Below are 18,354 nucleotides of genomic sequence, written 5' to 3'. Positions count from 1 at the left end.
GCCGAGGCTCCTTCAAATTCCGCCTCTCGGCACACCCTAAAACGACCAATTGTCGCACGTCCCGTTTCCGCGGGGATCGCTGCCTCGCCGTTACGGGCGAACCGCGCAATGCGCTTTTCTTCTCCCATGATTTCGGGGACAATCCCGTCATAACAAAGAGAAACGGCGGTCCAACGAGGCCGCCGTGCGGGAGGAGTTTCGATGTCGCGATACGGGCTGAAGACGATTGCCTTTGCCGCCATGCATGTCGTGGGCGCGTTGCTCGCAACAGCCGCCAGTGCGCAGGACTATCCGAGCAAACCCATCACGCTGATCGTGCCATGGCCGGCCGGCGGCTCCACCGACATCTCGATGCGTGCGATCGCCGACAGTGCCTCGAAGGTGCTGGGGCAGCCGATCGTGATCGACAACAAGGCCGGCGGCGGCGGCACGGTGGGCCCAGCGACCATGGCGGCAGCCGCAAAGCCCGACGGCTACACCATCGCGCAGATTCCGATCACCGTGTTCCGCCTGCCCCTGATGCAGGAAGTGTCGTGGGATCCGGCCAAGGACTTCACCTACATCATCCACCTCACCGGCTATACGTTCGGCGTGACCACCAGTGCGGAGTCGCAGTTCAAGTCCTGGAAGGACGTGGTCGACTTCGCCAAGGCCAATCCGGGCAAGGTAACTTACGCGACGCCGGGCACCGGCACCTCGCTGCATATCGGCATGGAGCAGATCGCGGCGATGTCTGGCATCAAGCTCACGCAGGTGCCGTTCAAGGGCGGCGCGGAGACCAACGCCGCGGTGCTGGGCCAGCACACCATGCTGCAGGCCGATTCCACGGGATGGCGGCCGCTGGTCGATGCCGGCAAGCTGAAGCTGCTGATGGTGTGGACCGGCGCGAGGTCGCCGAACTATCCCGATGTGCCGACGCTGAAGGAGCTCGGCTATCCCATGGTCTATGATTCCCCGTTCGGCATCGCCGGTCCGAAGGGCGTGGATCCCAAGATCGTCGCCAAGCTGCACGACGCCTTCAAGAAGGCGGTCGAGGACCCCGCGGTGATCGCCACGCTCGCCAAATACGACATGGTGCCGAACTACAAGAACACCGAGGACTACAGGAAGTTCGTCGTCGAGGTCACGGAGTCCGAGCGCAAGGTGATCGACACGCTCGGGCTTGCGAAGAAGTAGGACCGAGCCACTTTCGTGTCCCGGACGCGGTGCAGCGCTTCTTCAGCGGTGCACCGCTGAGCCGGGACCCATCTTTTTCGTCCACACTCATGGGCCCCGGCTCTGCAGCGCACCGCCAAAGCACGTCGAAGACGTGCGTAAACGCACTTATGGCGCTGCGCAGCGTCCGGGGAACGGCCGAGAGAGCACCGATGAACGACCAAACCAACGTCAAACTCCGCCTCAACAACTCCGAGCTCTGGGGCGGGCTGATCGGGCTTGCGCTCGGCGGCTTCGTGATCTGGCAGGGACTGAAGCTCAAGCTCGGGACCATCAACGATCCCGGCTCCGGCTACGTGCTGTTCTACACGGGCATCCTGATGTGCGTGTTCGCCGGCGCCATCATTATCGCGGCGGTCACCGAGGGTGGACAGACGCTGGCCTCGCGCTGGGAGAATGCGCGCTGGAGCAAGCCGCTGCTCGTGATCGCCTGCCTCACCGCGTTCTCCTTCGCGCTTGAGCCGCTCGGATTTCTGCTGTCGTCGATCCCGTTGATGCTGCTGTTGCTGCGGCTGATCGACCCCGTGCGCTGGACGCTGGCGATCCCGGTCGCCGTGCTGGTGCCAACGGGCATGTGGTGGGTGCTCAAGCGGCTGCTGTTGATCCAGCTGCCCTCGGGCCTGTTCGGGATCGGCTGACCGCATGGATACGCTTGCCAACGTCGCGCATGGGTTTGGCGTCGCCCTGCTCCCGATCAACCTGCTCTACTGCTTCATCGGCGTCTTCATCGGCACGCTGGTCGGCGTGCTGCCCGGCATCGGGCCGATCTCGGCGATGTCGCTGCTGCTGCCGGTGACGCTGTCGGGCACGCCGGAATCCGGCATCATCATGATGGCCGGCATCTATTACGGCTCGATGTATGGGGGATCGACCACCTCGATCCTGGTCAACATTCCCGGCGAAGCCGCATCCGTCGTCACCTGTATCGACGGCCACCAGATGGCGAAGCAGGGCCGCGCCGGCCCCGCGCTCGGGATCTCCGCCTTCGGCTCCTTCATCGCCGGCACGTTTGCGCTGGTCGCCTTGATGCTGGTGGCGCCGCGGCTTGCCAGCATCGCGATCGCGTTCGGCCCGGCCGAATATTTCAGCCTGATGGTGCTCGGCCTCGTGGTGCTGACCTTCCTGACCCAGGGCTCGATGCCGAAGGCATTGCTCATGGCCTGTATCGGCGTCGTGCTCGGGCTGATCGGGCTCGACAGCATCACGGCGCAGCCGCGCCTCACCTTCGGCCGCATGGAGCTGATCGACGGCATCGGCCTCGTACCCGTCGTGATGGGCCTGTTCGGCGTCGCCGAGGTGCTGCTCAACATCGAGCAGGCGATCAAGCGCGACATCATCAATGCGAAGATCACGCAGCTCCTGCCCAACAAGGCCGATTGGAAGGCGAGCACCGGGCCGGTCGCGCGCGGCACGCTGCTCGGATTCCTGCTCGGCATCTTGCCGGGCGGCGGCGCGGTGGTGGCCTCGTTTGCGTCCTATGCGCTGGAGAAGCGGCTGTCGAAGACGCCGGAACGGTTCGGCCATGGCGCGATCGAGGGCGTCGCAGGCCCCGAATCCGCCAACAACGCGGCGGCCGGCGGCGCGTTCATTCCGCTGATGACGCTCGGCATCCCGCCGAACGTGGTGATGGCGCTGCTGCTCGGTGCCTTCGTCATTCACGGCCTGCAGCCGGGACCGCTGCTGATCACGCAAAACCCCGGCCTGTTCTGGGGCATCGTCGCCAGCATGTATATCGGCAACGTCATGCTGCTGATCCTGAACCTGCCGATGATCGGCATGTGGGTGCAGCTCCTGAAGCTGCCCTACAACATCCTGTTCCCGCTGATCATCCTGTTCACGATCCTCGGCGTGTACTGCTCGAGCAACAACGTGTTCGACGTCTATGTGATGATCGCGTTCGGCATCATCGGCTATTTCATGCGCAAGCTCGGCTACGAGCCGGCCCCGCTGGTGCTCGCCTTCGTGCTCGGGCCGATGCTGGAGAACAATCTGCGCAAGTCGCTGATCCTGTCGCAGGGCGATCTCTGGACTTTTGTGCAGCGGCCGATCTCGGCGGCGTGCCTTGTGCTCGCGCTGATCCTGCTGATCGCGCCGCTGTTGCCGGCGCTGCGCAAGAAGCGCGAGCTGGTGGCACTGGATGAGGGGGCGTGAAGGCGCGGCGCGATCACCCCTCGCCGCTTCTCTCCAGCCGGTCGCGCAACGCGCCGATCACGCGATGCGCCGTTTCGATGTCTTTCACCGACAAGCCGTCCGCCAGGCCGTTGACCCACGGGACCTGCAAGCGGCCGGCGGCATCGTAGACCTGCCTTCCCTTGTCGGTGAGCACCACGAGCTGCGCGCGGCGGTGATGCGGATTGGTCTCGAACGCAACGAGACCGTCACGCTCGAGGTCGTTGACGATCCGCTGCACGTTCTGGCGATTGGCGCCGAGATTGCGCGCCAGCCAGGCCACCGGCTCCGGGCGCTCGGCATCGACGATCGCCCCCAGGATCTGCCAGCGCGCGCTGGTGAGCCCGAGCGCTGCGACCAGCCGGTCGCCGGCGGTCAGAAGCAGGCCGTTGGCCCGGAACAGATCGAGGATGAAGCCGGTCAGGGCCTCACCAGAAGGCGTCCGTTTGGTCCTGGTCATTTGTAATGACTGCTCCGTATTGACATCATCATGTCAATTATCAATGTAACACCATGTCGAATTGACATAATGATACCAATTTGCACGGAGTGATGCCATGCCCCAGATGCGTCCGCTCGACCCGAGTTTTCCGATCGACCGCCAGATCGCACTCGATGCCGGCCCCGTGGTGCTGGTGAATTTGTTCACGCTGGATGCGGCGGATGAACAGCGCTTCCTGACGAACTGGCAGGACGATGCCGCCTTCATGAAGCGGCAGCCGGGTTTCATCTCGACCCAGCTCCACCGCGCTATCGGCGACAATCCGACCTATCTCAACTACGCGGTCTGGGAGTCCAACGCGCATTTCCGCGCGGCGTTCACCCACCCGGAATTCCGCGCGAAGATCGCGGACTACCCGGCGTCGGCCGTCGCGAGCCCGCATCTGTTCCAGAAGGTCGCGGTGCCGGGGGTCTGTGTGGCGTAGCTGCGCTCGTAGGGTGGATTAGCCGAAGGCGTAATCCACCTCTTCTCGTGCCGCGACAGGAGCGGTGGGTTACGCCTTCGGCTAACCCACCCTACGGCGTCTCAACTCGCCGCAGGCAGCACGCTGTCCGACGGGACACCCCAGGGGCGGTCGGCGGAGGCGAGGCCGGTCAGGCGGCCCTGGATGTAGTCGCAGCCCCAGTCGCGCAGCATGTTGGCGGCCTGCTCGTCCTGGACCCATTCGGCCACGGTCTTGATGTCGAGGCGGCGGGCGAGGTCGATCAGGGTCTGCACGAAGGCGCGGTCGTCGGCGGAATGGGTGATGTTCTGCACGAAGGCGCCGTCGATCTTGACGATATCCACGCCGAGCTTGCGCAAGTTTCGGAACGAGGTGTAGCCGGCGCCGAAATCGTCGATGGCGATGCGGCTGCCGAAATTCTTCAGCCGGGTGACGAAGCCGCGGACGTCATCGATGTCCTGGATCGCGACCGTCTCGGTGATCTCGACGATCAGCCGCTCGGCGACGCCGGGATGCGCGCGCATCAGCGATTCGATGCTCGCCCACCAGTCCGGATCCATGGTCGTATCCGGCGAGATGTTGAGGCTGAGGCAGATATCGGGCGCAGCGGCGAGTTCGGCGACGACGAGCTCGAGCACGCGATGATCGACCAGGCGAATCAGGCCGAGCCGCTCGGCGACCGGCACGATGTCGGGCGCGAGCAGCACCTGGCCGTCGCCCTGGTCCATCCGCACCAGGCACTCATGGAATGCACGCTCGCGCGAGCCGGCCGCGACCACCGGCTCATAGGCGAGCTTGATGCGGCGCTCGTTCAGCGCGGTGACGATCTCGTCGGTGACGCGGATGTTGACGCGGCGCTGCGCATCGCGCGTGGCATCCGGACGCCAGGCCGCGAACGAGCCGACGCGGCGCCGCTTGGCGGCGTCCAGCGTCTCGTGGGCGCGGTTGACCGCCTCATCGGTGCTGCGGGCGTAGCGCGGCAGGCTGACCGCGCCGATCGAGGCGGTGACCGAGACCGGACCGGATTTCGTCGGCACCACCGCGTCGCGGATACCGGCGAGAAAACGCTCGGCGGCGACGTTCATGTCGTCGATGGTGCAGTTCTTCAGGATCAGGCCGAACTTGTTGCCGGAGAAGCGCCCGAGCACGTCACCGCCGCGCAGGCGCGCACGGATGCGCTTGGCGACGTCGAGGATCACGGCGTCGGCGACGTCGAAGCCGAAGGCGTCGTTGACGCGGGCGAGATGGTCGATACCGACCAGCATGAAGGCCGCGGTCGAGCGGAAGCGGGTGGTCTCCTCGATCGCCTCGGCCAGCGCCGCGATCAGATGCGAGCGGTTGAGCTCGCCGGTGAGCGGATCGAGCCGGGCGAGCCTGGCCAGCTCCTCGTCGCGGGCGTGGCGCTCATTGTTGATGCGGACGGAACCGATCGCGCGCGTGGGGCGTCCGTCGGGGCCGGCGAACCAGCGGCCGGTCTCCTCGACCCAGACCACGGGATCGGAGGCGCTGACGCGCACGCCGTACTCGACCCGGTAGGGCGTGCCGTCGGCACCATGCACGGCGGAGGTCTGCGCCAGCGCGGCGGTTCGCAGCGTCTGCGCCGGCTCGATCAGCTTGGCGAATTCCGTGCCGGTCGAAAGACGCTCGGAGGGAATACCGGGGAAGACGGCAGGGAGCTGCTCACCCCAGACGATGACATCGCTGGTGATGTCCCAGGCGAACACGGCCTGCCCGAGCGCGGCCAGGATGTCGGAGGCTTGCGGCAATGCAGGGGTCAAAATCGCCTCATTTCGGGACAGCGGGGAGTCCTGAGCCGGTACAGAATACGGCCAGATTCGCCTACGACCCTAGGCAAAGTTCATAAACAATTTGGAAACCACGTTGTGAACGGACGTCGGAACCAAACCGGCCCGTCCGGCATAGGCCTTGCGAGTACTGACACGCACCCGGCGCCAGCGTCCCGAAACGCGACAGGCTTCGCCGGATCAACGGTGATAGCGATGTTGGGTACTGATCGATCGGAAGTGGCGGAAGGCAGCACGGGCACGGCCCTGGTGCCGGTGATCCCGACTGTCCAGTTGATCTACAAGGCCCCGCTGCCGCGCCCCGATTCGAGCTTCGTCACCCAGCTCATCGCCAATGCCGAGCACCTGCCCCAGACCAGCCGGCTCCGCCGCGCTTCGTCCGAAGATGCGCGGGTGGCCTATGGCAGCAAGCACCCGCTCGGAAGCGTCACCGCGCGCACGCGGCAAGTGGCGTAAGATCGATCAGCGCAGCGGCGTGTCGGGAGACGGCGGCGTGCCGTTGCCGGGCTGCAGATGCGGCGAGGGAATTTCCGGCGAGGGCGGGATCACCGGCTTCGGCGCCGGATGATCCATCAGCACGGATTCGGCGACCGACTGCGCGGAAGGTGCAGGCGGCGCCATCGGCGCTGGCTGCGGCGCGGACATCGGCTCGAACCTGGGCTCGACCACGGCTTCATCCGCCGGCGCCTCGGCCTTGCGCTTGGACTTGCGCGGTGCGGGCACGGTCGTCTCGGCGACATAGGTGACGCGGCGGCGCGTTCGCTGGGCGATACCGCCGAGGAAATCGGCCATCGCGAGCAGCACCAGCAGGAAAAAAGTGGAGTTGCCGAATTTGGGCCACATCACGAATTCGGCAGCAGCCGCGCCGAACACGATCAGCGACAGCAGATGGTCCATCAGGAATTTCGACCCGGGCCGCGCGCCTTTGACCACCTCGAGCAGCAGCAGCACGATGCCGAGCGCAAGCATCAGGTCGGCGAGCGTGACCGGCCAGGTCTCGCCCGTGATCATCGGCACATTGAACAGCACGTCCGTGAAGGACACGCTCGGCATCAGGAAGGCGATGATGTTGTAGACCGCGAGCGGAATCAGGAGCAGCGGGAAACCGACCATCGGCGAAATGCCTTCTCGATCAAGATATCCGGACAGGACAATGCGGCGGCGAAGCATTGGCTCCGCCGCCGTCACTGTCATATCTCATGGGTTGGCCGAAATCAGGCAGGCGAAATCATCCTGCCCGAAGAAAGATCCTAAACTTTAGGACTCTTTCTTCTTCAGGACCTGACGGCCCTTGTACATGCCGGTCTTGAGGTCGAGGTGGTGGGGACGACGGAGCTCGCCGGAGTCCTTGTCCTCCACATAGGTCGGCTTCTTGATGGCGTCTGCCGAGCGGCGCATGCCACGGCGCGACGGCGAAGTTTTTCGTCTCGGAACGGCCATTTCAATATCCTCTAGGGATTGGTGTTCATCCGGGCATCGTCCGCGGAGGACGGCTCAGCACCCGCAATACGGGGCGAGCTGAATGCCGATCAAGGCCGGGCTTATAGAGGAAGGCTGACCGTAAAGCTAGGCTCTTGGACCGGAAAATGCGCCCGGAATGGGCCAAAAATCAGCGATTTTCCCGCCAGCAGGTCGAAAGCGAGGAGGCCTGCCCCCGCGCCATGTAGGTCGCGGCCAGCCGCCGGACGCCCGGCCCCGGGGTCCGGGCGCTGCGTTTGAGCGGATTCGGCAGGATCGAGGCCAGCAGCGCCGCCTCCCGGGACGAGAGGTCCTCGGCCGACTTGCCGAAGGCATAGGCGCTGGCGGCCTCCACGCCAAATTGGCCCTGCGGGCCGAGCTCGGCGATGTTGAGGTAAATTTCCAGGATCCGTGCCTTGGGCAGGACGAAGTCGATCCACAGCGCCAGCGGAAATTCCAGCGCCTTGCGGACAAAATCCCGCCCCTGCCAGAGGAACAGGTTTTTCGCGACCTGCTGGGTGATGGTTGAGGCGCCCCGGAAGGCGGTGCCGTCCTCCCTGGCGTCGTCGATCGCCTCGCGCAGCGCGCCCCAGTCGATGCCGTGATGCTTGCAGAAATGCGCATCCTCGGCCGCCACCACCGCGCGCGGCAGATAGGGCGACATCGCCGCCAGATCGATCCATTCCCGCTGCATCGGCGCGCCCCGCAGGCTGCGCCAGAGCATCAGTGTCGAAACCGGATGGCCGGTGCGGTAGAACGGCGCGATCACATAGGGCGCGAGAACCACGACCGCGAGCAACGCCAGCAGGATTTTAACGATGCGCAAATCGAGCTTTCCGGCGGAAAACGAAACGCGGCGACGATCCCCGCATTAAGTCTGTGATAATTCGGGCCTTTTCCAGCACTTTTTAGGCCTTCCAAACGATTGACTGGGGCGGGCGCATAAAGGATTGTCCCGCCGAATTTTAGTTCTGGAGCCCTTCTTGATGACCGGCACGTCCCCGTCCGATTTCGCCAAACGTCTGGACAAGACCGCTGATGACACCGAGGCCCTGCTCGGCCGCCTGCTGACGGACGATATCCTGCACGATGAGATCGCCCGGCCCAAGCGACTGATGGACGCAATGCGCTATTCGAGCCTGAACGGCGGCAAGCGCCTGCGGCCGTTCCTGGTGGTCGAGAGCGCCGCCGTGTTCGGCGTGCCGCGCGAGGCCGCGCTGCTCGTGGGCGCCGCGCTCGAATGCATCCACTGCTACTCGCTGATCCATGACGACCTGCCGGCGATGGACAATTCCGACCTGCGCCGCGGCCGTCCCACCCTGCACAAGCAGACCGATGACGCGACCGCGATTCTCGCGGGCGACGGCCTGCTGACGCTCGCCTTCGACATCGTCACCCGCGACGAGATCCATCGCGACGCCAATGTGCGCCTGCTGCTGACGCGCGCGCTGGCGCGCTGCGCCGGCATCGGCGGCATGGTCGGCGGCCAGATCCTCGATCTCGCCGGCGAAGGCCGCTTCGGCGGCAACGAACCGATCGACGTCGCCCGCATTCAGCAGATGAAGACCGGCGCCCTGCTGCGCTACGGCTGCATCGCCGGCGCGATCCTCGGCCAGGCCTCGCAGAAGGAATATCAGGCGCTCGACGATTACGGCCGCGCGCTCGGCGAGGCCTTCCAGATCGCCGACGACCTGCTCGACGTCGAGGGCGATGCGGCCGCGCTCGGCAAGCCCTCGGGCCAGGACGCTGCGATGGGCAAGACCACCTTCGTCACCCAGCTCGGCATCGACGGCGCCAAGCAGCGCGTGCGCGACCTGCTCGCGCGCGCCGACAGCGCCGTGTCGATCTTCGGCGACCGTGCCGCCGTGCTGCAGGCCGCCGCGCGCTTCGTGGCCGAGCGGAAGAGCTAGCACATTCGATGGCGGCCGAGGGCAAAGACGATCCCGTCCTCGTCCGCTTCCGCCAGATGTCGCGGCCGGTGCGGCTGATCTATGCGCGGCCGCGCACCTTCATCGCGCTCGCGGCCGGCGCTCTGGTCTGCCTGCTGCTGCCGGGCTCGCACCGGCTGGTGACGCGGCTCTTGTTCGGCTGGGACGCGCTGATCGCGGTCTATCTCGTGCTGGTCTACGCGATGATGCTGTGCAACGACCACCAGCACATCCGCCGTGCCGCGGCGATGCAGGACGACGGCCGCTTCGTCATTCTGCTGGTGACGGCGACCGGCGCCTTCGCCAGCATCGCCGCGATCGTCTCGGAGCTCGGCACACCACATCGCGGTGCGTGGGAACTGACGGTCGCGATCACCACCATTGCGCTGTCCTGGGCCGCCGTGCACACGACCTTCGCGCTGCATTACGCCCATGAATATTACCGGCACCCGCCGGGCGGCCTGCAATTCCCGAGCGGCGACAAGGAAGACCACGCCGACTATTGGGACTTCGTCTATTTCTCGTTCGTGATCGGCATGACCGCGCAGGTCTCCGACGTCGGCATCTCCGACAAGATCATCCGCCGCACCGCCACCGCGCACGGCATCGTATCATTCATCTACAACACGGCATTGCTGGCGCTGACGGTGAACATTGCGGCGAGCGCGATTTCGAGTTGATCGTCCCGGCTTTGGATGTTGTTTGAGCATGATCTTTTCGGAAAACCGCTGCGCACTTTTCCGGATCATGCTTTAGGCCGGGACGACTCCGGAAATCAGTAACAAACCTCGGCGTTGGCCTCGTTGGCGGGACCGCCGCCGCCGCGATATTCGAGATGGCAGCCGGGGGTGACCGGACGGCAGCCACTGCCGTTGCAGTAGACCTTCCCGCCAATCGGGGTACGGCTGGCGCCCGCGGCCGCAATGCCGGCCGCGGCACCAAAGCCGCCGGCCGCACCACCGGCCTGACGACGCTGCCGTGCGGGACGCTCGTCACTGTCGTCGCGCTTCGCTGTTGCAGGCCTGGACGGCTTGGCCGCACGCTGCTTCTCGCATTCATTGTCGTCGTTGATCGCATAGCCTTCACGGCAGACGATCTTGGTGCACTTGTCGCCATCGGCCTTGAAGCCGTGCTCGCAGACCAGCGGGCAGACGCGCGCCGGCTTGGCCTTGACCGCGTCCAGCGCATCGGTGCTGGCGACCTTCACGTCGAGCTTGGTGCCGGCATAGCGGTTGAACTGCGACAGCGAGCGCTGCGAGGACGTCGTCCAGTTGCCGTCGGCCTGGCCCGAGAAGCAGCCGACACGGCCGAGCTCGGTCTGCACCGAGCGGGTGAGATCGGCCGGCGTCGCCGCGGGCGTCAGGGACGCGACATTGGTGCCGGCCGGGCTCGCCGTGCTTGCGGGCGCGGCGCTCGGGGCTGCGGCGGCGAGATTGACGCGCTGCTGCTCGGCCGCGGCGGCCTGCTGCTGCGCCTGCTCCTTGGCCTTCTGCGCGGCCAGCTGGGCCTGCTCGGCGGCCTTCGCATCGGCCGCAGCCTTGGCTTGCGCCTCCTTCTGCGCACCGAGCGCAGCCAGACGATCGCGTTCGACCTCGGCCTGCCGCGCCTTTTCGGTGGCCGCCGCGTGAGCCTGCTCGGCGCCAATTTTTTCGACCTGAAGCTTGGCGAGGCTCGCATAGAAGCCGTCGGGATGCTGGGCGAGGAAGGCATCCCATGCCGCCTTGTTGCCGACCTGGAGCGCGAGTTCGTAGTCGCGACGGATATCGGCCTGCGGATTCACCATGGGCGCCGCAGGCGCCGCAGCCACCGCCCTGACCGGCACCAGCGGCACGTCCTCGCCGCCGAGCGAGCCATAGACGAACGGCTCCTGCTTGTTGCCGGTTGACTTCAGCACGTCGTCGCGCACGAAGCCGAAGGCGCGGCGAACGTCGAGGCCCGGGGTCGTCAGATGCTTCGACAGCGCGACCGTGAACGGGCTGTTGGCGCCGTCGCCGTCCTGCGCCGTGAAGCCGGCCTTGGCCGAATAGGCGATCAGCGTGTTGGGGCTGGTCGGCTCGACCTGGGCGAGGCCGCGGCCGATGCCGCGCGTCGCGAGGGTGCGCTTCATGGTCTTGCCGAACGGATTGTCGCGGCAGGCGTCCAGGATCACCAGGCGAAGCTGCTTGGCGGGTTCGACCGCAACCAGGACGCGGTCGAGCGAGAGCGCCTCGTCATAGACGTCGGTGTCGCGCTCGAGCTTGGCGTCGACGGGGATCAGATAGTTGGAGCCTTCGACCTCGATGCCGTGACCGGCATAGTAGACCACGGCGATGTCGGCATCGCGCGTCGCGTCGGCGAATTCGCGCAGCACGCGCCGCGTGTCCAGCGCCGACAGATCGTGCCGGGAATCGACGATGTCGAAGCCGGCGTCCTTCAGCGTCTTCGCCATCACCGAGCCGTCATTGACCGGGTTGGCGAGCGAAGGCGCGTGCCGATAGGCCGAATTCGCGATCACCAGCGCGACGCGCTTTCCGGCGAAAGCCGGCCCGGCGCCGAACAGCAGCGCGAGAGCGAGGAGAAGCGGGCAAAGTCTGGACAGGTTGCGCATGACACGACTTCCAAAAGTTCTTTGAGGCCGCTTTAGCAGGATCGGCGGGCGGCGCTTGTGATGGAGGTCACCAAGGCGACGCCGGCGACGGGCCGAAAGGCCCCTTAGGTTTGTCGCGCCAGCGCGGCTGGGGTTCGGCGACAACGGCACACGCCGGCCGGGTTCCCCTAGGCATCCCCGACATGCCCCCGATACTGCGGCAGATCGTCCGTAATCTCGTGCCAGGGCGCCTTCGAGCCGACGAAAATATGGGCGCTGGGGCGGATCGAGGGCGCATCGACCAGGGTTCCCATGGCGACATGGACCCATTTTCCCTCGCGCACCCGGGAATAAAGCAGCGAGCCGCATCGGGCGCAGTGGGCATCATGGGTGGTGTCGTCGCCGTAGATCAGCCGCTGGTCCTCGCCCTGGACGAGGCGAAGCTTGTCCTGCGCGATACCGGCGAACGGCTTGAAGGCGGAGCCGGTGGTGCGCCGGCAGTTCGAGCAGTGGCAGTTCATCGCATAGGAGAACGCGTCGGCGACCTCAAAGCGCACCGTGCGGCAATAGCATTCGCCGGTGAGGATACGAGCGATCGAATTTTCTGATCCGGTCATGGCGACGCCTTGGCGCAAATGGCTGACACACCCATAGCGCATTTTGATGTGTACGACTAAGTTCCGCCCCAAGCATCATTCAAAGGGATGACCCCATGAGCCAGAACCGTTCGAGCGTCGAAGCCGTCGTGCAATCCTATTTCGACGGCCTCTACGAGGGCGATGCCGACAAGCTCAGCGCCATCTTCCATCCCTCCGCCGATTTGCGCTGGGTCGAGAAGGGCGAATTGCAGGTGCTGACCGTGCCCGACTGGCTCGACCGCGTGCGCAAGCGCCCCTCCGGCAAGGCCGAAGGCAAGCCGCGCGAGGATTTCATCGTCACCATCGACCGCTCCGACGACAACACCGCCTTCATCAAGGTCCGCTGCCAGCTGCCGCCGCGCTTCTTCACGGATTATCTGGTGGCGATGAAGCTCGCCGACGGCTGGCAGATCGTGTCGAAATCGTACCGGTATGATTTGAGAGAGTGAGGGGCTTGCCGCTCACCGAAATCTGACGCGCTTGTCCCGCATTCGCCGTCATTGCGAGCGCAACTCTCGCCACACGTCATTGCGAGTAGCCCTTGCGACGAAGCAATCCAGAATCCTTCCGAGGAAACAGACTGGATTGCTTCGTCGCTTACGCTCCTCGCAATGACGATGGGGATGGAGCGTTTGCTACAACACCCACGTCCACTCGCCTGAAAGCTCCCATGCCTCTCGACCGCCGCTCCCTGCTCGCCTCACTCTGCTGGATGGCCGCCGCCCCCGCATTTGCCGCAGAGGCGCCGCCCGAACTTGCCAGCTACGAGCACGAAAGCGGCGGGCGGATCGGGCTCTATGCCGAAAACCTTGCGACCGGCGCAAAGCTCGCCTGGCGCGCCGACGAGCGCTTCGTCATGTGTTCGACATTCAAGGCCTCGCTCGCGGCCTGCGTGCTGGCGCGGGTCGATCGCGGCGAGGAGCAGCTCGCGGCCGTGATCCCTTACGGCCAGGGCGACCTGCTCGACTACGCGCCGGTCGCCAAGCAAAATCTGGCGGCGGGCAAGATGTCGGTCGCCGAGATGTGCAAGGCCATCGTCGAGCTCAGCGACAACACCTGCGCCAACCTGCTGCTGGCGCGGGTCGGCGGGCCGGCCGCGCTGACCGCATTCTGGCGCACGCTCGGCGACACCACCACGCGGCTCGACCACAACGAGCCCGAGCTCAACCGCTCGCCGCCCGGCGATCCCCATGACACCACGACGCCGGCGGCGATGGCCGGCAATCTGAAACGCCTCGTGATCGGCGAGGCGCTGTTGCCGGCATCGCGCGCCCAGCTCACCGAATGGATGGTGAACTGCAAGACCGGCGCGAACCGGCTGCGCGGCGGCCTGCCGGCAAGCTGGACAATCGGCGACAAGACCGGCAACAACGGCAAGGATGCATCCGGCGATATCGCGGTCGTCTGGCCAAAACCGGATGCGCCGATCCTGATCGCGGCCTACACCCAAGGCGGCAAGCCGACCGCCGCGCAGATCGAGGCCGTGTTCGCGCGCATCGGGCGCATGGTGGCCGAACGGCTGGCATAGGCCGCACCATATCGACCGCCGCATTGACCTCTTGGCCGCTTCCGGGCCAAGACAGGCCATGATCGCCGCGAAATTTCAGACCTTCCTCATCCTGCTCGCCGTGCTGGCGGGCACCGCGCTCGCCGCCCGCCGCTTCAACATCGCGCCTGCCATCCTGCTGATGCTGGCCGGCGTCGGCCTCGCCTTCGTGCCGGGCATGCCGCCGGTGGAACTGCCGCCGGAACTGGTGCTGCTGATGGTGCTGCCGCCGCTGATCTACTCGGCGAGCGTCGCGATGAGCTGGCGCGAGTTCAAGAAGAATCTGCGCCCGATCGTGCTGCTCGCGGTCGGCGCGGTGATCTTCACCGCGGCCATGGTGGCGGCCGCCACGCATTATCTGATCGGCCTGCCCTGGACCATCGGCTTCCTGCTCGGCGCCATCGTCGCGCCGCCCGACGTGGTGGCGCCGCTCGCGATCGCGCGGCGGCTGAACATGCCGCGACGGCTCTTGGTCATCCTCGAAGGCGAAGGGCTCGCCAACGACGCCACCGCGCTGATCCTCTACCGGTTCGCGCTTGCCGCCATCATTGTCGGCCATTTCTCGCTGCCGCTCGCGGCCGGCGAGTTCGTCCTGATCGTCGCCGGCGAGATCGCCTTCGGCATCGGCGTCGGCTGGCTCTCCCTCCGCTTCCGCAAATGGTCCGGAGATCCGCAGGTCGAGCTGACGCTGTCGCTGATCACGCCCTACGTCTCATATTGGCTGCCCGAGCATGTCGGCGGCTCCGGTGTGATCGCCACCGTCGCCTGCGGCCTCTATGTGAGCTGGAACGGGCCGCTTCTGATCTCGGCGTCGACGCGCCTTCAGGGCATCTTCTTCTGGGACCTCATCATCTACCTGATCGAAGGCCTGCTGTTCCTGCTCACCGGCTTCCAGATGCGCGCGCTCTACGAGAAATCGAAGGCGTTCCCGCTCGACGATATCGCGGTCGCGACCGCAGTGGTCCTGACGGTCATCGTGATTGCACGCTTTGTCTGGCTGTTCCCCGCGATCTATCTGCCGCGGATTCTCTCGAAGTCGCTGCGCAAGCGCGATCCATCGCCGCCCTGGCAATGGCCGTTCACGCTCGCCTTCACCGGTGTGCGCGGCGCCGTGTCGCTCGCGGCCGCGTTGGCGCTGCCGTTCACACTGCCTGATGGCGATGCCTTTCCCTATCGCGACCTGATCCTGTTCGTCGCCTTCGGCGTCATCTTCGTCACGCTGATCGGTGTCGGCCTGACGCTGCCGCCGGTGGTGCGCTGGCTCGGCGTCGCCGAGGCCGGCCGCAACGAGCATGTCGCCGAGCACGAGGCGGAGATCGCCGCGCGCCGCCAGGCCCTCGACGCCGCGCTGAGATCGCTGGACGCGCTGACCGAGGAGAAGGAGGTCTCCGACGAGGTGATGCGGCTCCTGCGCGCGCGCCACGAGATTCGCGTCAACCAGCTGCCGGATTCGCTCGACCCCGCCCACCACGACGTCTCCGCCGCCGGCACCGCGCTGACCCGCGAACTGATCGCAGGCGAGCGCAAATTCATCCACGACCTCCTGCGCGACGGCCAGATCACCGACGAGACAAGGCGCCGGATCGAGCGCGATCTCGACCTGGAAGAGGCGAGTTTGGCGAACAGGGAGTATCGGGGAGGGCCGCTGTAGCTTCCTTGCGAGCGCAGCGAAGCAATCCAGGATCTTTCCGCGGCGGCAGTCTGGATTGCTTCGCTGCGCTCGCAATGACGGCTGTTGAAATAGCGGGGCAATCTACCGCTTCTCGCAAAACTCCCCGACCCCCGCAGCGACGGCCCGCGCAATCGTCTCCTGCCGCTCCGACGAGTTCATCTCCATCTCCTCGTCGCGGTTGATGATCGAGCCGGCTTCGAGCAGCACCGCGGCACTCCGTGTCCGCGACAGCACGATGAGCCCGTCATAGCGGTAGACGCCGACATCCTTATCGAGCAGCTGGCGCCGGTAGCGGCCCATCACCGGCAAAGTGTACTGGCTGGCATAACGCAGGCCCTGATCCTTCAACTGCCGGCCGATCATCCGCGCCAGCGACAGGCTGGTGGTGAAGTGCGGATTCTGCTGCGACACGAACAACGAGTGGCCGGAAAAGCGGTCGCTGAAATAGCTTTTCGAACCGTCGAACTCCCAGGTCTCGAGCAGCTTGTCCGGCACCGAATCATGATGGATCGACAGGAAGAGATCGGCCCGGCCGTCATTGGCGGCACTGACCCGCTTGAACAGGCTCGGCCGCGCCTTGCCGTCGGTGACGAGCAGACGGGTCGCGGCAAAACCTTCGGACTTGAGGTCTGCCGTGATGAGCCGTGCCAGTCGGACGTTGAAGCCGAATTCCGGATCATTGCGGGCGCTGAGGGCGCCGTAGGAGTCCGGAGTGTGCCCGGCATCCACGACGATCCGGAATTTCGGCTTCTCGCATCTGAGCGGCGACTCCGGCGGCTTCTGCCTGGACTTCGCCGGCTTTCGCGCGGCAACGGCGAGGGCGGTATCAACAGGAGCAAGCGACGCCAGCAGGATCGACGCGACCAGCGGTGCAACGAGAGCTGCGATGATGCTGCGCGATTGCCTCAAGCGTTACTCCGCTGCCGCGATCCGCGGCCGCCCGACGAAGCCCGCGACATCGCCGAAACGTTCCAGCATGACTGCAGGCAGATCCTTGACCTTGCTGGTGACGCAGGCGCCGGAGCGCACCGCATAGCGGTCCTGATGCGCGGCCTGCGGCGGCGGCTCGCCCTGCTGGAGCGCACGCGCGAGCTCCATCACGACTTTCCGGAAATGCATGATGCCGAGATCGGTCGGGCCGAGATGCTCCCGGGTACGATCGGCAATCGGGCCCTGGCTGTCCTGCACGGCGGCGTCCTGCTCGGAGACGCCCTTGATGCCGGTGTAGCTCCTGGTCTTCTGGAGCTTGCGGTCGATCAAATAGTCGTTGCCCTTGTGGCGCAGCGGCACGTAGTTCTCGTCGACCTCCGCGATCACGCCGTTGCCGCGGTCATAGGCCTCGCGCTCGCCTTGCAACAGCGGCCGCTCCGGATTCCAGACATAGGTGTAGATCCAGCAATTGGTGTCGGTCACGGGCACGAAGGTCTGGCCAAAGATGTTCTCACCCGGCATCGCGCTCGGCGCATAGGCGTGGAACGGCATCAGGAACTGCGCGATGCGCCAGTAGATGGTGTCGCTGCCGGTGAGACGACCGCCGGCAATGGTCAGGCCCGCCTCGTGCGGACTGACCTTGATCACGGGGCGCGGGCCCTCGGCGATCCAGCGCATGTGGTCGTTGTTCATGCGCACGAGCGGGTTCACAAAATGCTTCTTGATGTCCAGGATCTCGTTCTCCTCCTTGTCGAAGGAGAGATGCGCGAAGGTGAAATGCACGGTGTCGATCGAGCCTTCGAGTGCCTGCACCCAGTTGCAGTCCTGCCATTTCTTGCTGACGTAGCGGTGCGAAGCCGGCAGCAACGCCATTTCGAGATCTGGCAGCTCGGGCATCGCATCCGCCGGGCCCATATAGGCCCAGATCATCTCGCCCCATTCGCGCACCGGATATGACTTGATGCGGATGAGGTCCTTGGCATTGAGGTCGGGATAGGAGGTCGGCATGTCGACGCAGCGGCCGTCGGTGTCGAACTTCCAGCCGTGATAGACGCAGCGAATGCCGCATTCCTCGTTGCGCCCGAGCCAGAGATTGGCGCCGCGATGCGGACAGTACTGGTCGATGACACCGACGACGCCACGTGAGTCGCGGAAGGCGAGCAGCTCTTCGCCGAGCACGACGATCTTCTTCGGCTCGCCGTCGGGCTCGGGGAGTTCTTCGGACAGCAGGACGGGAATCCAGAAGCGGCGCAGCAATTCGCCCATTCCCGTTCCGGGCCCGGACTCGGTCAGGAATTTGTTGTCCTCGGCGCGGAGCATGGCTGATCCTCCCGACTTCTTTTCGGGAAGATTGGCGCAGGCGACGCTGGGCGTCAACGCGGGGAGTGCAGCGCCCTGGTCCCTCCTTTTTCGTGACCATACTTTCGGGAAATTTCCCGGGTGTTGCAGATGGGTGACGGACTTGGGCGCAGTGGGCGCCGTA

At 65.6% G+C, this 18,354-nt stretch carries 19 protein-coding genes; 10 read left to right on the top strand and 9 right to left on the bottom strand.

Annotated elements, in window-relative coordinates:
* Positions 1–201: 201 nt before the first annotated feature.
* From VGR99_RS28235 to VGR99_RS28225, 3 genes are all read left to right on the top strand, one after another.
* Positions 202–1,176 (top strand): tripartite tricarboxylate transporter substrate binding protein, encoded by a 975-nt coding sequence (locus VGR99_RS28235; RefSeq protein WP_326903235.1) that lies wholly within the window; start codon positions 202–204, stop codon positions 1,174–1,176.
* A 191-nt stretch (positions 1,177–1,367) separates the two neighbouring features.
* A complete protein-coding gene (locus VGR99_RS28230) occupies positions 1,368–1,853 on the top strand; it encodes a tripartite tricarboxylate transporter TctB family protein (protein ID WP_326903234.1) in 486 nt (161 codons plus the stop codon).
* Positions 1,854–1,857: 4 nt separating this feature from the next.
* On the top strand, positions 1,858–3,366 hold the full coding sequence (locus VGR99_RS28225) for a tripartite tricarboxylate transporter permease (protein ID WP_326903233.1): 1,509 nt from the start codon (positions 1,858–1,860) through the stop codon (positions 3,364–3,366).
* Positions 3,367–3,379: 13 nt separating this feature from the next.
* Here the strand turns inward: VGR99_RS28225 and VGR99_RS28220 are convergent, their stop codons facing one another.
* On the bottom strand, positions 3,380–3,844 hold the full coding sequence (locus VGR99_RS28220) for a MarR family winged helix-turn-helix transcriptional regulator (RefSeq protein WP_326903232.1): 465 nt from the start codon (positions 3,842–3,844) through the stop codon (positions 3,380–3,382).
* A 97-nt stretch (positions 3,845–3,941) separates the two neighbouring features.
* On the opposite strand from VGR99_RS28220, the gene VGR99_RS28215 reads away from it, so the two are divergent.
* Complete coding sequence (locus tag VGR99_RS28215) at positions 3,942–4,310, top strand: antibiotic biosynthesis monooxygenase family protein (RefSeq protein WP_326903231.1); 369 nt, start codon at positions 3,942–3,944, stop codon at positions 4,308–4,310.
* Positions 4,311–4,411: 101 nt separating this feature from the next.
* Here VGR99_RS28215 and VGR99_RS28210 read toward each other — a convergent pair whose 3' ends face one another.
* Positions 4,412–6,106 (bottom strand): bifunctional diguanylate cyclase/phosphodiesterase, encoded by a 1,695-nt coding sequence (locus VGR99_RS28210; protein ID WP_326903230.1) that lies wholly within the window; start codon positions 6,104–6,106, stop codon positions 4,412–4,414.
* Between the two features lie 222 nt (positions 6,107–6,328).
* On the opposite strand from VGR99_RS28210, the gene VGR99_RS28205 reads away from it, so the two are divergent.
* Positions 6,329–6,589 (top strand): hypothetical protein, encoded by a 261-nt coding sequence (locus VGR99_RS28205; RefSeq protein WP_326903229.1) that lies wholly within the window; start codon positions 6,329–6,331, stop codon positions 6,587–6,589.
* A 6-nt stretch (positions 6,590–6,595) separates the two neighbouring features.
* Here VGR99_RS28205 and VGR99_RS28200 read toward each other — a convergent pair whose 3' ends face one another.
* The 3 genes from VGR99_RS28200 to mtgA form a co-directional block, all read right to left on the bottom strand.
* Positions 6,596–7,246 (bottom strand): hypothetical protein, encoded by a 651-nt coding sequence (locus tag VGR99_RS28200; RefSeq protein WP_326903228.1) that lies wholly within the window; start codon positions 7,244–7,246, stop codon positions 6,596–6,598.
* Positions 7,247–7,390: 144 nt separating this feature from the next.
* Positions 7,391–7,573, bottom strand: coding sequence for a 50S ribosomal protein L32 (gene rpmF / locus VGR99_RS28195; RefSeq protein WP_007598106.1), 183 nt, complete (start codon positions 7,571–7,573; stop codon positions 7,391–7,393).
* A gap of 169 nt (positions 7,574–7,742) precedes the next feature.
* Entirely contained in the window at positions 7,743–8,417 is a 675-nt protein-coding gene (gene mtgA, locus VGR99_RS28190; protein ID WP_326903227.1) for a monofunctional biosynthetic peptidoglycan transglycosylase, read from the bottom strand.
* 160 nt (positions 8,418–8,577) lie between these two features.
* Here mtgA and VGR99_RS28185 point away from each other — a divergent pair, with 160 nt between their 5' ends.
* Both VGR99_RS28185 and VGR99_RS28180 read left to right on the top strand, forming a co-directional pair.
* Complete coding sequence (locus VGR99_RS28185; RefSeq protein WP_326903226.1) at positions 8,578–9,501, top strand: farnesyl diphosphate synthase; 924 nt, start codon at positions 8,578–8,580, stop codon at positions 9,499–9,501.
* 8 nt (positions 9,502–9,509) lie between these two features.
* The gene (locus VGR99_RS28180; protein WP_326903225.1) at positions 9,510–10,199 is read left to right on the top strand and encodes a DUF1345 domain-containing protein; all 690 of its coding nucleotides are present in this window, start codon (positions 9,510–9,512) and stop codon (positions 10,197–10,199) included.
* A 95-nt stretch (positions 10,200–10,294) separates the two neighbouring features.
* Here VGR99_RS28180 and VGR99_RS28175 read toward each other — a convergent pair whose 3' ends face one another.
* Positions 10,295–12,106, bottom strand: a complete 1,812-nt coding sequence (locus VGR99_RS28175; protein WP_326903224.1) for a caspase family protein — start codon at positions 12,104–12,106, stop codon at positions 10,295–10,297.
* Between the two features lie 167 nt (positions 12,107–12,273).
* Positions 12,274–12,702 carry a GFA family protein gene (locus VGR99_RS28170; protein WP_326903223.1) on the bottom strand — a complete coding sequence of 143 codons (429 nt, stop codon included), beginning with the start codon at positions 12,700–12,702 and terminating at the stop codon, positions 12,274–12,276.
* A 95-nt stretch (positions 12,703–12,797) separates the two neighbouring features.
* Between VGR99_RS28170 and VGR99_RS28165 the strand changes: the two genes are divergently transcribed.
* The 3 genes from VGR99_RS28165 (at position 12,798) to VGR99_RS28155 (ending at position 15,920) form a co-directional block, all read left to right on the top strand.
* Positions 12,798–13,172: a nuclear transport factor 2 family protein gene (locus VGR99_RS28165; protein WP_326903222.1), complete on the top strand. Its 375-nt coding sequence runs from the start codon at positions 12,798–12,800 to the stop codon at positions 13,170–13,172.
* 221 nt (positions 13,173–13,393) lie between these two features.
* Positions 13,394–14,251, top strand: a complete 858-nt coding sequence (gene bla, locus VGR99_RS28160; protein ID WP_326903221.1) for a class A beta-lactamase — start codon at positions 13,394–13,396, stop codon at positions 14,249–14,251.
* 58 nt (positions 14,252–14,309) lie between these two features.
* Positions 14,310–15,920 (top strand): Na+/H+ antiporter, encoded by a 1,611-nt coding sequence (locus VGR99_RS28155; protein WP_326903220.1) that lies wholly within the window; start codon positions 14,310–14,312, stop codon positions 15,918–15,920.
* Positions 15,921–16,022: 102 nt separating this feature from the next.
* Here the strand turns inward: VGR99_RS28155 and VGR99_RS28150 are convergent, their stop codons facing one another.
* Together VGR99_RS28150 and VGR99_RS28145 are read right to left on the bottom strand one after the other, a co-directional pair.
* Positions 16,023–16,850: an N-acetylmuramoyl-L-alanine amidase gene (locus VGR99_RS28150; RefSeq protein ID WP_326903219.1), complete on the bottom strand. Its 828-nt coding sequence runs from the start codon at positions 16,848–16,850 to the stop codon at positions 16,023–16,025.
* 3 nt (positions 16,851–16,853) lie between these two features.
* Positions 16,854–18,191 (bottom strand): Rieske 2Fe-2S domain-containing protein, encoded by a 1,338-nt coding sequence (locus tag VGR99_RS28145; RefSeq protein ID WP_326903218.1) that lies wholly within the window; start codon positions 18,189–18,191, stop codon positions 16,854–16,856.
* Positions 18,192–18,354 lie beyond the last annotated feature (163 nt).

It is taken from the genome of Bradyrhizobium sp. (assembly GCF_035935975.1).
In the GTDB taxonomy this organism is placed as follows: Bacteria; Pseudomonadota; Alphaproteobacteria; order Rhizobiales; family Xanthobacteraceae; genus Bradyrhizobium.
The sequence above is the reverse complement of the archived record's forward strand: the minus strand, read 5'-3'. Positions and strand labels throughout refer to the sequence as shown.

Coding starts and splice junctions, on each gene's coding strand:
- VGR99_RS28200 (WP_326903228.1), bottom strand. CDS start 7,246: ATGGTCGGTTTCCCGCTGCTCCTGATTCCGCTCGCGGTCTACAACATC.
- VGR99_RS28220 (WP_326903232.1), bottom strand. CDS start 3,844: ATGACCAGGACCAAACGGACGCCTTCTGGTGAGGCCCTGACCGGCTTC.
- bla (WP_326903221.1), top strand. CDS start 13,394: ATGCCTCTCGACCGCCGCTCCCTGCTCGCCTCACTCTGCTGGATGGCC.
- VGR99_RS28155 (WP_326903220.1), top strand. CDS start 14,310: ATGATCGCCGCGAAATTTCAGACCTTCCTCATCCTGCTCGCCGTGCTG.
- VGR99_RS28180 (WP_326903225.1), top strand. CDS start 9,510: ATGGCGGCCGAGGGCAAAGACGATCCCGTCCTCGTCCGCTTCCGCCAG.
- VGR99_RS28205 (WP_326903229.1), top strand. CDS start 6,329: ATGTTGGGTACTGATCGATCGGAAGTGGCGGAAGGCAGCACGGGCACG.
- VGR99_RS28170 (WP_326903223.1), bottom strand. CDS start 12,702: ATGACCGGATCAGAAAATTCGATCGCTCGTATCCTCACCGGCGAATGC.
- VGR99_RS28145 (WP_326903218.1), bottom strand. CDS start 18,191: ATGCTCCGCGCCGAGGACAACAAATTCCTGACCGAGTCCGGGCCCGGA.
- VGR99_RS28235 (WP_326903235.1), top strand. CDS start 202: ATGTCGCGATACGGGCTGAAGACGATTGCCTTTGCCGCCATGCATGTC.
- VGR99_RS28175 (WP_326903224.1), bottom strand. CDS start 12,106: ATGCGCAACCTGTCCAGACTTTGCCCGCTTCTCCTCGCTCTCGCGCTG.
- VGR99_RS28185 (WP_326903226.1), top strand. CDS start 8,578: ATGACCGGCACGTCCCCGTCCGATTTCGCCAAACGTCTGGACAAGACC.
- VGR99_RS28165 (WP_326903222.1), top strand. CDS start 12,798: ATGAGCCAGAACCGTTCGAGCGTCGAAGCCGTCGTGCAATCCTATTTC.
- VGR99_RS28215 (WP_326903231.1), top strand. CDS start 3,942: ATGCCCCAGATGCGTCCGCTCGACCCGAGTTTTCCGATCGACCGCCAG.
- VGR99_RS28225 (WP_326903233.1), top strand. CDS start 1,858: ATGGATACGCTTGCCAACGTCGCGCATGGGTTTGGCGTCGCCCTGCTC.
- VGR99_RS28230 (WP_326903234.1), top strand. CDS start 1,368: ATGAACGACCAAACCAACGTCAAACTCCGCCTCAACAACTCCGAGCTC.
- rpmF (WP_007598106.1), bottom strand. CDS start 7,573: ATGGCCGTTCCGAGACGAAAAACTTCGCCGTCGCGCCGTGGCATGCGC.